The organism is Aquitalea sp. FJL05 (genome assembly GCF_003852595.1).
GTDB lineage: Bacteria > Pseudomonadota > Gammaproteobacteria > Burkholderiales > Chromobacteriaceae > Aquitalea > Aquitalea aquatilis.
Map to the genome: position 1 here is coordinate 426429 of NZ_QAJS01000006.1, position 14019 is coordinate 440447.

Here is a 14019-nt window from a genome sequence, read left to right on the forward strand (position 1 = left end):
CGCTCGTATCAGCAGTAATCATGCCAGAAAAAATTCACAAAACAGCAAAGCAAGTCATTGTTTTTAAACAATAAAATTAAAAATACAATGACATGCATTCGGAAAGCCGAACAGAGGGGCCGAGGTGCGTTTGGAAACCCGACCGAACAGCTGGGGGAAATGCAGACACGAGCTAGCGTGGCAGCGAGCTAGACCCGCTGGCAAAGAAAAAGTTTCTGCAATGCAGCATCATAGCGGGCCACCCCGCACCTTGCCAGCCACGGCGGTCGGCAATGACCAAGCGATAGTAAAGCCAATAAAAAACGGCTTGCCGCGAAATCGCAGCAAGCCGTTGTCTGAATTTGGTGGGCCCTATCGGACTTGAACCGATGACCAAAGGATTATGAGTCCTCTGCTCTAACCAACTGAGCTAAAGGCCCGAAGGGGGGCATTATAGCAGAGACAAATAAAAATCCCCAAGCCCTGATGCAAGCGGCTTGGGGATGATGTCTGCCTACAAGGCCAGCTTACTGACCGCCCGGCTCATTATCCAGGAAGCTGCGCAGACGTTCCGAACGGGTCGGGTGACGCAGCTTGCGCAGGGCCTTGGCTTCGATCTGACGAATCCGCTCGCGCGTCACGTCAAACTGCTTGCCCACTTCTTCCAGGGTATGGTCGGTATTCATGTCGATACCGAAACGCATGCGCAGTACCTTGGCTTCACGCGGCGTCAGGGTGTCCAGTACTTCCTTGGTGGCGTCTTTCAGGCTGGAGTACATCGCAGCATCAGACGGTGCCAGGTTGTTCTGGTCTTCGATGAAGTCGCCCAGATGGGAATCGTCGTCGTCGCCGATCGGGGTTTCCATGGAGATGGGCTCCTTGGAAATCTTCATGATCTTGCGGATTTTCTCTTCCGGCATTTCCATCTTTTCCGCCAGTTCGGCCGGGTCCGGTTCGCGACCGGTTTCCTGCAGGATCTGACGGCTGATGCGGTTCATCTTGTTGATGGTTTCGATCATGTGTACCGGGATACGGATGGTACGGGCCTGGTCCGCAATGGAGCGGGTAATGGCCTGACGAATCCACCAGGTAGCATAGGTCGAGAACTTGTAACCACGACGGTATTCGAACTTGTCCACCGCCTTCATCAAACCAATATTGCCTTCCTGGATCAGGTCGAGGAACTGCAGGCCACGGTTGGTGTACTTCTTGGCGATGGAAATCACCAGACGCAGGTTGGCCTCGATCATTTCCTTCTTGGCACGCCGCGCCTTGGATTCACCCGCCGACATCTGGCGGTTGATTTCCTTGAGCTCCTTGATCGGCAACATGGCGCGATCCTGCAGCTCGGACAGCTTGGTCTGCTTCTCGATGATGGCGTACTTGAAGCGGGTCAGTGCCTCGCTCCAGGCTTTGCCGGAATCGATTTCGGTTTCCACCCAGGCGGTGTTGATTTCGTTGCCCGGGAAAACCTTGATGAAGTGGGTACGGTCCATGCGCACGCGGGTGACGCAGATGTCCTGAATATCGCGCTCGAAGGTGCGGATTTCATTGACACGGCGACGCAGCGATTCGCACAGCGACTCGATCTGACGGGTGGAGAAGCGCACCAGCATGAATTCGGTGGTGATGGCGTCTTGCAGTTCCAGATAGCCCTTGGACTTGGAGCCTTCCTTTTCCAGCACCTTGACCATCTTGTCGAACATCATGCGCACGCCGGCAAAATGCTCCAGCGTTTGCTGTTTCAGCTCTTCCAGATTGGCCAGATTGGCGGCTTCGGCACTGGCCTCGTCGTCTTCGGCTTCTGCTTCCTCGTCTTCGAGCAGCGCATCCTCCTCGACTTCCGGCTCGGCAAACGGCAGCGCCGCTTCAGCCGTATCGGCATTCGGATCGATGAAACCGTCCACTACTTCATCAACGCGGATTTCTTCCTTGCTGATGCGCTCGACCAGCTCCAGCACTTCGGCCACGGTTCCCGGACAAGCCGAGATCGCCAGAATCATGTGCTTGAGGCCGTCTTCGATGCGCTTGGCGATTTCGATTTCGCCTTCACGGGTCAGCAGCTCCACCGAACCCATTTCGCGCATATACATGCGCACCGGATCGGTAGTACGGCCGAATTCGGAATCGACCGAGGACAAGGCTGCCTCGGCTTCTTCCACCGCGTCTTCATCAGCCACGGCCGGGGTGGCATCGGACATCAGCAGGGTTTCTGCGTCCGGGGCTTCGTCGTAAACCTGGATGCCCAGGCCGGAAATCATCGTGACGATGTTTTCGATCTGTTCGGCATCGGAGACATCTTCCGGAAGGTGGTCGTTGATCTCAGCATAGGTGAGATAGCCACGTTCCTTGCCCAGGGCAATCAGCTGGCGCAGGCGTTTACGCTGCTCTTCCAGGCTCATTACCTGTTCTTCGTTGTCCTGTACGTCTTTTTGATTTTCGGGAGAGGCCGCCATTTTGCTTCCTGCTTAAAATAAGCCGAAAAAAACAGTTGATTATAACACAACTACGTCACTTCTGCCCTGGCTCACGGGGATGAGCCGAGCAGGTCTCGGAGCAGTTCCCTGAATAATGCTTTCTCTTCCGGCGTTAGACCTTCGTTGCGGTCTTTCAGTTTTAGCCTTTCCACCTGGGCTTCACGCAGCATTTTCAACAGCTTGGTATTGCCGTGTTGAAACTGGGTGCGATCATCCTCGCCGGGGTCGGCAAACTCGTCCGGATCCTGCATGGCCTGGTGCAGCACACTGTCGATCAGCCCTTCGTAGGGGGTGCCGCGCAGCCCCTCTATCAATTGCGCCGTATTGGGCGGCTGTTCGTGTCCCTGCACACTCTCGGCCAACATCGCAAAGCAGGCCAGTTCGTCGGACAGCGGCAGGCTGTCCGGCAATGTCACATCACCGGCCCACGCCGGGTTCATCAGCAGCCACTTGATCTGCTTGTGGACGATGGGCGTGTTGATCTGGCGATATGATTCTTCCGGCAGGCGGTATTCCCGCTTGCCCTTGCGCTCCGGCGCCTTCTTGCCCGTGGTCAGCATGTCGAAATCGTCGACGTCCATGCCGGCGAGTTCCGCCAGCCTTTTTCTGATCATGAAGCCCAGCGCCGGTGCTGCAATCTGTGCCAGTAGCGGGCTGGCCTGCTTGATCAGGTCTGCCCGCCCTTCCGGCGTATTCATATCCACGCGGCCTGTCAGCTCGCGGGTAAAGTAAACCGACAGCGGTAGGCTGTGTTCTTCCAGCTGCTGTTCAAATGCTTCTGTGCCGAATTCCCGTATATAGCTGTCCGGGTCGTGCTCCTGCGGCAAAAACAGGAAATTCAGCGCCTTGCCATCCTGCAATTGCGGCAGGCTGTTTTCCAGTGCACGCCAGGCGGCTTTCTGGCCAGCCTTGTCACCGTCAAAACAGAAATATACCTGGTCGGCATGGCGCATCAGCTTGCGCACGTGCTCGCCGGTGGTGGCCGTCCCCAGCGTAGCCACAGCATAGCCAATGCCAAACTGGGCCAATGCCACCACGTCCATATAACCTTCCACCACCAATACGCGGTTCTTTTCGCGGATGGCCTGGCGGGCTTCATACAGGCCATACAACTCGCGGCCTTTTTCGAACAGCACCGTTTCCGGTGAGTTCAGATACTTGGGCTCCCCCTTGCCCAGCACCCGGCCACCAAAACCGATGATGGCGCCGCGCTGGTTACGAATGGGGAACATCACCCGCTCGCGGAAGCGGTCGTAACGCTTGCCGCTTTCTTCATTCAGAATCACCAGGCCGGCATCCACCAGCTTGTCGTCCTGGTATTGCGGGAAAATGGCCTGCAAATTCTGCCATTCACCCGGCGCATAACCCAGCCCAAAACGGCCGGCAATTTCACCACTGACACCCCGGCCTTTCAGATAGCTGATGGCGACTGGGGCCGATTTCAGCTGCTGCTTGAAATAGCCCGCCGCCAGCTGCATCACTTCTTCCAGCGACAGCTGACGCTCACGCGCCGCACGGGTAGCTTCCGGATTGATACTGCGCACTTCCGGCACTTGCATGCCGATGCTTTCCGCCAGCATCTTCACCGCATCGACAAAGCCCAGCCCCTGGTATTCCATGACGAAACCAATGGCAGAACCATGCGCGCCACAACCAAAGCAGTGATAGAACTGCTTGCTGGGACTAACGGTAAAGGAAGGGGATTTTTCCTTGTGGAAAGGACAGCAGGCCAGATAGTTCTGGCCGGCCTTCTTCAGCGGGACATAGCGATCCACCACGTCGACCAGATCGACACGGGACAGCAACTGATCAACAAAGTCCTGTGGAATCAACGGCGAACACCTGCCTTAACACGAGGGAACAAAATACCGGGCCATACAGCACCCGGCCATAGGTCAGGCGCTCAGCTTGGCCTTGATGCGGGCAGAGACCAGTGCCATATCGGCACGGCCCGCCAGTTGCGGGCGCAACAGGCCCATGACCTTGCCCATGTCCTGCATGGAGGCGGCTGCACTGTCGACAACAGCCTTGGCGACCAGTTCGTCGATTTCCGCTTCGGACAATTGCTGCGGCATATAGGCCATCAGCACGACCATTTCGGCCTTTTCCTTGTCGGCCAGATCCTGGCGCTGAGCGGCTTCGTACTGCGAGATGGAGTCACGGCGCTGCTTGAGCATCTTGTCGATCACCACCACGATGGCTGCGTCATCCAGCTCGATACGTTCGTCCACTTCCTTTTGCTTGATGGCAGCCATCAACAGTCGGATGGCTGCCAGACGCTCGGTGTCCTTTGCCTTCATGGCGGACTTCATGTCATCGCTGATGCGAACTTTGAGGCTCATGTCGTGCTCACAAGGGCCATGTCAAGACATGGCGTAAGAATTCTGGAGTACAAATGGCAAAACCGCAGGCCATGCCTGCGGTCCCGCTTTATTGCCGGAGCAACTCTTAGAAGAGTTTCGGCGGCAGCATCTGGCTGCGGATGCGCTTGTAGTGGCGCTTTACGGCAGCAGCGTGCTTACGCTTGCGTTCGGTGGTCGGCTTTTCGTAGAACTCACGAGCGCGCAGTTCGGTCAGCAGACCGGTTTTTTCTACAGCGCGCTTGAAGCGACGCATGGCGACTTCGAACGGCTCGTTTTCTTTAACGCGAATATTCGGCATTGACTCAAGTATCCTTAGATCCGTAGGTATGGACGTACCGCTACCTATAAAAAACAGCATTTTAACAACAATACGCGGTTTGGAAAAGTCTGAAGCATTCCCGACAAGCTTTTTGTGGCGCTTTTGTGCATCACGGCTTGCGAGAAGAAATCACCCCCTCACTAGGAGAACTTGGTACAGCGCTATAAAAACGTTTCGGCATCCGCTCCGCACAATAGGCGGCGCGGCCTGCTTCGACAGCCAGTTTCATGGCATGTGCCATCAATACGGGATTGCCGGCAGCGGCAATCGCGGTATTCATCAGCACGCCATCACAACCCAGTTCCATGGCAATGGCCGCATCGGATGCGGTCCCCACGCCGGCATCTACCAACACCGGAACACTGGATTGCTCGATGATCAGTTTCAGATTCCACGGATTCAGGATGCCCATGCCCGAGCCGATCAGACTGGCCAGCGGCATGATGGCGCAGCAGCCGATTTGCTCCAGCTCGCGCGCAATGATCGGGTCATCCGAGGTGTACACCATGACATCAAAGCCCTCGGCCACCAGAACTTCGGCTGCTTTCAGGGTTTCTTTGACATTGGGGAACAGGTTGCCGGAGTCGCCCAGCACCTCCAGCTTGACCAGACGATGGTCATCCAGCAGCTCGCGCGCCAGGCGCAAGGTGCGGATGGCATCCTCGGCGGAATAACAGCCCGCCGTATTGGGGAGCAGAGTGTAACGGTTCTGCGGCAAAAAATCGAGCAGATTGGGCTCACCGGCGTGCTGACCCAGATTGACACGCCGAATCGCGACGGTAACGATGTCACAGCCGGAGGCATCCAGCGCCTCGGCAGTCTGTTCGAAATCACGATACTTGCCAGTACCTACCAGCAGGCGTGAGTTATAAGCCTTGCCTGCAATGACCAGTTGATCCTGCACTTTCCACTCCTTTGGCGCAGCGTCAGCCACCGCCAACCGCCACCACGATTTCCAGTTCATCCCCATCCGCCAGCGCGGCTAGGCCATGCTGACTGCGGGGTACGATCTCGCCATTGAGTTCGACGGCAACCCGTTTGCCGACCAGCTCCAGCGCCTGCACCAGCTCTGCCACGGTAGCCAGCGCGGCAAATTGTTTCATTTCGCCATTGATGCACAACTGCATGGCTTATCTCCTCTCCGCCCGTTGCACCACGACCAGATTCTGGATTTCGTTCAGCACGCGTGACAGATGCTCGACACTTTCCACCTGCAGGCGGAAATGAATGTGAATAAAGCCGTCGCCCACATGGGTATCCTGGGTATCGACGCTTTCGATATTGGCAGAAGCCTGTGAAATGGCGGCGGCGATATCCGCCAGCGCACCGCGTTCATTGCGCGCCAGCACGCTGACAGAAACACCGAACATGCGGTCACGCTGGGTTTCCCAATTGACGTTGAGCACCTTGTCGTGATCAACCCGCTGCACATTCGGACAAGCGATGCGGTGGATCACCAAGCCCTGCCCCTTGGTGATGACGCCAAGAATCTCGTCACCCGGCAAAGGATTGCAGCAACTGCTGAGCTGCACGGTGCCGCCTTCGTTGCCGCGAATGGTGATGGGACCAACACGCACATCCTCACCCAGTCGCTCACCGGCCAGCTCAACCAGACGGCGTGCCACCGCAATGGGCAACAGTTTGCCGGCACCGATTTCGGCCAGCACTTCAGCAAATGCATGCAGCTTGTCGCCATGCACCGCCATGTATTCAGACTTGAGCGCGTCATCCAGCAGCAGCGGTGACACCGCCAGTGCGCCGATGGCTTGCTTGAGCATCTTCTCGCCCAGCGTGGACGCCTCTTCGCGCTGCAGGCTCTTCAGGTAATTACGGATGCCGGAACGCGCACGACCACTTTGCACGAAAGTGAGCCAGGACGGATTGGGCTTGGCCTGGGTCGAAGTGATGACTTCGACGGTATCGCCATTACGCAGTACGGTGCGTAGCGGCATCAGCACATGATTGACGCGCGCGGCGATGCAGCGATGACCTACGTCGGTGTGTACGGCATAGGCAAAATCGACAGGGGTGGAGCCTTGCGGCAGCACCATGATCTTGCCCTTGGGGGTGAACACGTACACCTCGTCCGGGAACAGGTCGATCTTGATGTGTTCGAGGAATTCGACGGCGTCGTCGCTCTCCTCCTGCATGTCGAGCAGGCTTTGCAGCCACTGGTGGGTGCGTTGCTGGGCGGTATTGATGCCGGCGTCGCCGCTCTTGTACATCCAGTGCGAGGCGACACCCGCCTCGGCCACGCCGTTCATTTCACGGGTGCGAATCTGCATTTCGACCGGCGTGCCGTAAGGGCCGAATAGGGTGGTGTGCAGACTCTGGTAGCCATTCCCCTTGGGGATGGCGATGTAATCCTTGAATTTACCCGGAATAGGCTTGTACAGGCTGTGCAGGGCACCCAGCGCCAGGTAGCAGCTGGGGATGTCATTCACGACAACACGGAAGCCGTAGATGTCCAGCACCTCGGAAAATGACAGGTGTTTTTCCTGCATTTTCTTGTAGATGCTGTAGAGGTTTTTTTCGCGCCCCTTGATGGTGGCTTCGATATTACTTTCCACCAGCCGCTGGCTGACGGTTTTCAGAATCTTGTTGACCACTTCGCGGCGGTTGCCGCGCGCGGCACGTACGGCCTTGGACAGTACGCTGTAGCGATGCGGATGCAGGTGCTTGAAAGCCAGATCCTGCAGCTCGCGGTAGACCTTGTTCTGACCGATGCGATTGGCAATCGGCGCGTAGATTTCCAGTGTTTCCAGGGCAATGCGCTGGCGCTTGTCCTCGCGCATGGAGTCCAGCGTGCGCATATTGTGCAGCCGGTCGGCGAGCTTGACGATGATGACGCGAATGTCGCGCGCCATGGCCAGCACCATCTTGCGGAAGTTTTCCGCCTGGGCGGTTTCCTTGGTCTGATATTCCAGCCTTTCCAGCTTGGACAGGCCATCCACCAGATCCGCCACCACCTTGCCGAACTTCTCGGCCAGCGTGGGCTTGGTGACACCGGTATCTTCCAGCACATCATGCAGCAAGGCAGCAGCCAGACCCTGCACATCCAGCCGCCAGTCGGTCAGCATGGTCGCGACCGCCAGCGGATGGGTGATGTAGGGCTCGCCACTCTTGCGGGTCTGGCCTTCGTGCGCCTCACGGCTGACATCGAAGGCCTGGCGCAGCAACTGCACGTCTTCCGGCTTGAGATAACGGGCGGCTGCCTCGAAAAATGCCGCCGCTTCGCGTTCGATCAATGCCTTGTAATCGATGGCGATCTCCAGCCCGGTCTCCATGTGTCGCTCCGCCTGCACCCTGATCAGCTCTTGCTACGGGTGAGAACTTCCTTGCCTACATGGCCGGCAGCGATTTCGCGCAGCGCAACAACAGTGGGCTTGTGACGGCCGGCATCCACGAAGGAAGTTGCGCCGGAGGCAACCTGACGGGCGCGATAGGCTGCGGCCAGAGTCAGGTCAAAACGGTTCTGGATGCGATCCAGGCAATCATCTACGGTAATACGTGCCATCTGATTTCTTTCGTAAATTGCGCGATGTGGATAACTATATCGAGTTTTGCCGGAGCAACCAATGCGTGCTAGTCGTGCTGCACGCCCATGCGGGCCAGCGCCGGCGCCAGTCGCAGGGTTTGCACTGCCGCACGCAGGCGGCGTGCGCGGAAAATGCTGACCAGATCACCTTTGGCGCGTTCGAAATCGTCATTGACCACGATGTAGTCGTATTCGGCTACCTTGTCGATTTCGGAACGGGCCGAAGCCAGACGACGCAGAATCACTTCTTCGCTGTCGGTACCACGGCCACGCAGGCGGCGCTCCAGCTCTTCGATGGAAGGCGGCAGAATGAAAATGCCGATCGCCTCCGGGAATACCTTGCGCACCTGCTCGGCACCCTGCCAGTCGATTTCCAGCAAGATGTCGCGGCCCTGCTCCAGCCGGCTTTGCAGCCAGCGCACGCTGGTGCCATAAAAATTGCCGTATACCTCGGCATACTCCAGGAAGTCCTGGCCTTCGATCATGGCCTGAAATTCGGCATGCCCGACAAAGTGGTAATGCTGGCCATCCACCTCACCCGTGCGCGCAGGGCGCGTGGTGTAGGAAACGGACAGCTCAACGGTTGGCTCTGCCTGCAGCAAAGCCGCCACCAGCGAGGTTTTGCCCGCGCCGGAAGGTGCCACCACGATATAGATGTTCCCGACTGCTTTGGTCATCAATCGAGCTTCCTGCCAAAGAAAGGGTAATTTTTCAGAATACCACAGAGTGCATTTCCGGTTAAGGGTAAAAGTATCTTCATGTCAAGATTTAGGTGTTTGTCTTCACACCGAAGTAAAATCCCGCGTCTTAACCAAATCATAACTAAGGCTCGGAGCATCTCTGTCATGCAACTACTGGAAAGCTTTTTCAAGCTGAGGGAACACGGCACTTCGGTGAGAACCGAAGTCATCGCCGGCTTCACAACCTTTCTGACCATGGCTTATATCGTACTGGTCAATCCGCTGATCCTGTCGGCTACCGGCATGGACCTGAATGCCGTATTCGTGGCGACCTGCCTGGCTGCAGCACTGGGCACCGCCATCATGGGCCTGGTAGCCAACTACCCGATCGCTCTGGCGCCTGGCATGGGCCTGAATGCCTACTTCACCTTCAGCGTGGTCAAGGGCATGGGGATCCCCTGGCAAGCGGCACTGGGTGCGGTATTCATTTCCGGCCTGGTCTTCCTGGCTGTCAGCTTGTTCAAGGTGCGCGAAGCCATCGTCAACGCCATTCCGCGTTCGCTGAAGTTTGCCATTTCCGCCGGTGTCGGCATGTTCCTGGCTATCATCGCACTGAAGAATGCCGGCGTGATTGCTCCGCATCCGGCCACCTACCTGACGCTGGGTGACATCCACAATCCGACCACTCTGCTGGCGATTCTGGGTTTCTTCCTGATCGTGGCACTGGAATACCGCAAGGTACCGGGCTCCATCATCATCGGCATCCTGATTGTCACCGTGCTGTCCATCGTATTTGGCCTGTCCAAGTTCGAAGGCATCTTCGCTCCGGTGCCGAGCATGGCCCCCACCTATATGGCCATGGACCTGCACGGCGCCATGAATGCCGGCCTGGTTGGCGTGATCTTCGTATTCTTCTTTGTCGATCTGTTTGACACCACCGGCACTCTGGTAGGCGTATCGCATCGCGCCGGCCTGCTGGACAAGGATGGCAAGCTGCCGCGCCTGAAGCGCGCCCTGCTGGCCGACTCCATTGCCATCACCGCTGGTGCCGTGATGGGCACCTCCTCCACCACTGCCTATATCGAATCCGCTGCCGGCACCGCCGTGGGTGGTCGCACCGGCCTGACCGCCATCGTCGTGGCCATCCTGTTCCTGGCTTGCCTGTGGGTATCCCCGCTGGCCAAGACCGTACCGGCCTACGCTACTGCACCGGCACTGTGCTACGTCGCCGTGCTGATGGCGCGCGGTCTGGCAGAAATCGAATGGAACGACCTGACCGAGTCCGCCCCTGCGGTGATGACTGCACTGGCCATGCCGTTTACCTTCTCGATTGCCGATGGCATTGCTTTCGGTTTCATCAGCTATGCTGTGATCAAGATTCTGGCTGGCCGCTTTGCCGACCTGAAACCGGCCGTGCTGGTGATTGCCGCGCTGTGGATCTTCAAGCTGGCTTTCTTCGCCTGATCGACATCGGGCAATACAGGGCCTGCCGCTTGTTGCGGCGGGCCTTTTTACTTTCAGCGCAGCCAAACACGCTCGCTTCATTTGAAAGTACAATAGCGCCATGGAAAATCTCAGCAATCTCGACTACTCCAGCTACCTCAAGGGCTGGATCCGCACCGTGCCCAACTGGCCCAGCCAGGGCGTGATGTTCCGCGACATCACCCCGCTGCTGCAAAACCCCAAGACCTTCCGCATGCTGATCGACATTTATGTTCATCGCTACATGCTGGAAGAAGTGGACCTGATTGCCGGCCTGGATGCCCGTGGCTTCATCATTGGCTCGGTACTGGCTTACGAGCTGAATGTCGGCTTCGTGCCCATCCGCAAAAAGGGCAAGCTGCCCTTTACCACGGTGGCGGAGGAATACGAGCTGGAATATGGCAACGCCACGGTGGAGATTCATACCGATGCCTGCAAGGCGGGCGACCGGGTGATTCTGATCGACGACCTCATTGCCACCGGCGGCACCATGATGGCCGGCTACAATCTGCTGAAAAAGCTGGGGGCGAACGTACTGGAAGCCGCCACCATCATCGAACTGCCCGAACTGGGCGGCGGCCAGCTGATTCGCGATGCCGGCCTGGATGTGTTCACTGTCTGTTCTTATGAAGGGCACTGAGTCAGATACTGCAACACCACATCCATACAAAACGGACCTCACGGGGTCCGTTTTTACCTATGACAATGCAAGGACTCAACTATCCAGTCTCCTAGCCTTATCCAGCAAGCCCAACTGATAACGGCCATAGGAAAGCAGACCACGCCAAGTCCAGCGCGCCAGCAGATAACACAGGAACACCCCACCACCACCCAGCAATATCATGACTACGCTGGCAATCCAGGCCCCCTTGCGACTAAAGCCCCAATCCAGCGCATCAATATCCACCCGCCCTTCTTCGTCTTCGATGCGCAACTGACCGGTGGCATCGCTAGCATTACGCTCCAAGCTGACCGTGCCACCGCTGGACTGTATGTTGATGCGGGCCTGCCCGGAGGAAGCATCACGCACCACATCCACCTTTTCGCCATGACTGCCACGAATATGGATATTACCCGTCGGACCACCTTGCTCAAATACGGACCAGACCGCTCGCATGTCTCGTGCCTCATGCAGGGCCGGCCAAGCAAACAGCTCATTGCATGCCAACGTGCCGAACAACATCACTCCACCGATCAGGATGCCGGTAGCAGCCAGTGCCGCCATGGTCAGCAGCCACAGATAGAACAGGAAGGGAATGGCCAGCATGAAATTGAGAAAACCCAGGCCAGCAATGGCTCCCACCACGGCAAACAGGTTGCCGAAGCTCTTGCGGCTCTCCCAGCGCGCCATGTGATGACGCGCCATCAGTTCCCGCGCCAGCTGGTGCGGATCACCCAGGGCAGCTGCAATGTCCGCTTCGCTGCGGCCGGCCGCCAGGCCATCACGGAAATACTCCTGATAATCAGCAATGATGTCTTGCCTCTCCCCTTCCGGCAGCCGTGACAAAGCATCCTGCAATTGTTCGATGAATTCCTGCTGCTTCATGCTGTTTCTCCCTTGGCCCGGCCTGCGGCCAGTTGCAACACACTGTTCACATCAGTAACGAACTCCTGCCATTCCTGCTGCATTAGCACTAACTGTCGCCGCCCTTCAACGGTTAAGGTGTAGTACTTACGTGAAGGCCCGCTGGCCGATTCCACCAGATAAGTGGAAACCCATGCCTCGGCCTGCAGCCGGCGCATCAGCGGGTACATGGTGCCTTCGCTTACCTCCATGCTGCGCGACAAAATGCTTACCAGTTCGTAGGCATAGCTGTCACCCGCTGCCAGTGCCGCCAGCACGCACATGTCCAACGTGCCCTTTTTCAACTGCGTTTTCATGGTCAGACTCCCATACCTTGCATTACACGGTAGATAGGCGTGCCAGATGCAAGAACAAGCCGGATATTATTCCCAACTACTATGCATTACAAGGTACATGGTAAAACCACGTAGTGGTGGTCACCGAATCACTGACGATGTGAATTTAAATTTTTTACTATGCAATAAGTAAATTCATCATCCATAAAGCATAATTCCTGACAGATCATCACCCGGAATCACAAGCATGCACTCCAAAAAGAAATCGCTGGCGCTGGTACTGGGTGGTGGCGCACCCAATGCCACCCTGATGGCAGGTTCGCTAGTAGCCTTTATCGAAGCGGGCGTTGAGTTTGACATCATTTCCACCTCGGGGGCAGGAGCGATAGTTGGCTTGCTCTATGCCGCAGCCAGGGGCCAGGACGCCAAAAGCGCGCTGGAAAAGCTGGCCGACATGGGGGTGGCCGATGCGCTGTACTCCGCTTTCCCGGTCAATTTCAAGGTATTCAACAAACCCGGCCCGCTGGCAGACATCTGGCGCCAATGGCAGCAAGCCAATCCGGTACTGCAGGCCATCCAGGCCCAGGCCGACCGGGGGCCACTGCAGCGATTGGCCGCCGACTGGAGTAACTGGCTGATGGCCAGCCTCTGCCCCAGCGACCTGACCGCGCAGAGCAAGGGCTTGTGTGCCCATGTGCCGTTCATCGACCAGGTAGTCGATTTCAGCAAGCTGGCCAGCCTCAAGCCACAGTTCTATCTGAATGCCTACAACCTCAGCCGCAAGCGCATGGAGTGCTGGGACAAGCAGCAGATCACCCACGAACACTTTCTGGCAGCGCTGTCTTTTCCGCTGATCTACCCGCCCTACTTGCTGGATGGCGACTACTATATCGAGGGTGCGGCCATCGATACCCTCAACTTCAAGCGCCTGTTCCAGGACCACCCGCATATCGACACCACGGTGGTCTTTGATGTGCTGGGCAGCGAACAGCTGCTGCATCCGCCACGCGATCTGTACGATGCCTGGGTGCAGTCCATCATCACCCCGCTGACCGAAATTGCCCGCGACGATCTGAAACTGTTCGAAGCAATCCATAACAAGGATGCCGACGGCAAGCCGCGCACCCAGTTGCTGCGCGTAGCATATGACCAGTTCATCAGCCCCGCGCAACGCGAGCAGGAGCTGGACTGGTCTTACTCCAATCTGTCGCAGATGTACCAGGCAGGCTACTCCGCCGGTCTGGCACTGTGCCATGACCATGCCGCGGAACTGGGACTCGCCTGATTCTGCCGCGCGAATGCAACAAGGGCTGCCATGGCA

General features: G+C 57.4%; 14 protein-coding genes and 1 tRNA gene. 3 read left to right on the top strand and 12 right to left on the bottom strand.

What is annotated here, in order from left to right:
- Window positions 1-342: 342 nt before the first annotated feature.
- From DBR44_RS06820 to gmk, 10 genes are all read right to left on the bottom strand, one after another.
- Window positions 343-419: transfer RNA gene (locus DBR44_RS06820), tRNA-Ile, on the bottom strand.
- Between the two features lie 87 nt (window positions 420-506).
- Window positions 507-2435, bottom strand: coding sequence for an RNA polymerase sigma factor RpoD (gene rpoD / locus DBR44_RS06825; RefSeq protein ID WP_124643269.1), 1929 nt, complete (start codon window positions 2433-2435; stop codon window positions 507-509).
- A 71-nt stretch (window positions 2436-2506) separates the two neighbouring features.
- The gene (dnaG, locus tag DBR44_RS06830; protein WP_124643271.1) at window positions 2507-4288 is read right to left on the bottom strand and encodes a DNA primase; all 1782 of its coding nucleotides are present in this window, start codon (window positions 4286-4288) and stop codon (window positions 2507-2509) included.
- Between the two features lie 63 nt (window positions 4289-4351).
- Window positions 4352-4798: a GatB/YqeY domain-containing protein gene (locus tag DBR44_RS06835; RefSeq protein WP_124643273.1), complete on the bottom strand. Its 447-nt coding sequence runs from the start codon at window positions 4796-4798 to the stop codon at window positions 4352-4354.
- Window positions 4799-4904: 106 nt separating this feature from the next.
- Window positions 4905-5117: a 30S ribosomal protein S21 gene (gene rpsU, locus DBR44_RS06840; protein ID WP_059284939.1), complete on the bottom strand. Its 213-nt coding sequence runs from the start codon at window positions 5115-5117 to the stop codon at window positions 4905-4907.
- 130 nt (window positions 5118-5247) lie between these two features.
- The gene (locus tag DBR44_RS06845) at window positions 5248-6042 is read right to left on the bottom strand and encodes a thiazole synthase (RefSeq protein ID WP_226034193.1); all 795 of its coding nucleotides are present in this window, start codon (window positions 6040-6042) and stop codon (window positions 5248-5250) included.
- Window positions 6043-6064: 22 nt separating this feature from the next.
- Window positions 6065-6265, bottom strand: a complete 201-nt coding sequence (gene thiS / locus DBR44_RS06850) for a sulfur carrier protein ThiS (protein ID WP_124643275.1) — start codon at window positions 6263-6265, stop codon at window positions 6065-6067.
- Window positions 6266-6268: 3 nt separating this feature from the next.
- Window positions 6269-8425, bottom strand: a complete 2157-nt coding sequence (locus tag DBR44_RS06855) for a bifunctional (p)ppGpp synthetase/guanosine-3',5'-bis(diphosphate) 3'-pyrophosphohydrolase (protein ID WP_124643277.1) — start codon at window positions 8423-8425, stop codon at window positions 6269-6271.
- A gap of 23 nt (window positions 8426-8448) precedes the next feature.
- Complete coding sequence (rpoZ, locus tag DBR44_RS06860) at window positions 8449-8655, bottom strand: DNA-directed RNA polymerase subunit omega (protein ID WP_059284935.1); 207 nt, start codon at window positions 8653-8655, stop codon at window positions 8449-8451.
- Window positions 8656-8723: 68 nt separating this feature from the next.
- Window positions 8724-9353: a guanylate kinase gene (gene gmk / locus DBR44_RS06865; protein ID WP_124643279.1), complete on the bottom strand. Its 630-nt coding sequence runs from the start codon at window positions 9351-9353 to the stop codon at window positions 8724-8726.
- A 168-nt stretch (window positions 9354-9521) separates the two neighbouring features.
- Between gmk and DBR44_RS06870 the strand changes: the two genes are divergently transcribed.
- Window positions 9522-10820, top strand: a complete 1299-nt coding sequence (locus tag DBR44_RS06870) for an NCS2 family permease (protein ID WP_124643280.1) — start codon at window positions 9522-9524, stop codon at window positions 10818-10820.
- Window positions 10821-10920: 100 nt separating this feature from the next.
- Window positions 10921-11478 (top strand): adenine phosphoribosyltransferase, encoded by a 558-nt coding sequence (locus DBR44_RS06875; RefSeq protein ID WP_124643282.1) that lies wholly within the window; start codon window positions 10921-10923, stop codon window positions 11476-11478.
- Window positions 11479-11553: 75 nt separating this feature from the next.
- On the opposite strand, the gene DBR44_RS06880 is transcribed toward DBR44_RS06875, so the two are convergent.
- Both DBR44_RS06880 and DBR44_RS06885 read right to left on the bottom strand, forming a co-directional pair.
- Entirely contained in the window at window positions 11554-12384 is an 831-nt protein-coding gene (locus tag DBR44_RS06880) for a DUF1700 domain-containing protein (RefSeq protein ID WP_124643284.1), read from the bottom strand.
- Window positions 12381-12719: a PadR family transcriptional regulator gene (locus DBR44_RS06885; protein WP_124643286.1), complete on the bottom strand. Its 339-nt coding sequence runs from the start codon at window positions 12717-12719 to the stop codon at window positions 12381-12383. Before DBR44_RS06885 ends, DBR44_RS06880 begins: the two co-directional genes overlap by 4 nt.
- Window positions 12720-12945: 226 nt before the next feature.
- Here DBR44_RS06885 and DBR44_RS06890 point away from each other — a divergent pair, with 226 nt between their 5' ends.
- Complete coding sequence (locus DBR44_RS06890) at window positions 12946-13983, top strand: patatin-like phospholipase family protein (protein ID WP_124643288.1); 1038 nt, start codon at window positions 12946-12948, stop codon at window positions 13981-13983.
- Window positions 13984-14019: the final 36 nt, after the last annotated feature.

Excerpts from the sequence above, each read along its gene's own strand:
- DBR44_RS06885 (WP_124643286.1), bottom strand. The coding sequence starts at position 12,719 with ATGAAAACGCAGTTGAAAAAGGGCACGTTGGACATGTGCGTGCTGGCG.
- DBR44_RS06890 (WP_124643288.1), top strand. The coding sequence starts at position 12,946 with ATGCACTCCAAAAAGAAATCGCTGGCGCTGGTACTGGGTGGTGGCGCA.
- DBR44_RS06880 (WP_124643284.1), bottom strand. The coding sequence starts at position 12,384 with ATGAAGCAGCAGGAATTCATCGAACAATTGCAGGATGCTTTGTCACGG.
- rpsU (WP_059284939.1), bottom strand. The coding sequence starts at position 5,117 with ATGCCGAATATTCGCGTTAAAGAAAACGAGCCGTTCGAAGTCGCCATG.
- gmk (WP_124643279.1), bottom strand. The coding sequence starts at position 9,353 with ATGACCAAAGCAGTCGGGAACATCTATATCGTGGTGGCACCTTCCGGC.
- rpoZ (WP_059284935.1), bottom strand. The coding sequence starts at position 8,655 with ATGGCACGTATTACCGTAGATGATTGCCTGGATCGCATCCAGAACCGT.
- DBR44_RS06875 (WP_124643282.1), top strand. The coding sequence starts at position 10,921 with ATGGAAAATCTCAGCAATCTCGACTACTCCAGCTACCTCAAGGGCTGG.
- rpoD (WP_124643269.1), bottom strand. The coding sequence starts at position 2,435 with ATGGCGGCCTCTCCCGAAAATCAAAAAGACGTACAGGACAACGAAGAA.
- DBR44_RS06835 (WP_124643273.1), bottom strand. The coding sequence starts at position 4,798 with ATGAGCCTCAAAGTTCGCATCAGCGATGACATGAAGTCCGCCATGAAG.
- DBR44_RS06870 (WP_124643280.1), top strand. The coding sequence starts at position 9,522 with ATGCAACTACTGGAAAGCTTTTTCAAGCTGAGGGAACACGGCACTTCG.
- thiS (WP_124643275.1), bottom strand. The coding sequence starts at position 6,265 with ATGCAGTTGTGCATCAATGGCGAAATGAAACAATTTGCCGCGCTGGCT.
- DBR44_RS06855 (WP_124643277.1), bottom strand. The coding sequence starts at position 8,425 with ATGGAGACCGGGCTGGAGATCGCCATCGATTACAAGGCATTGATCGAA.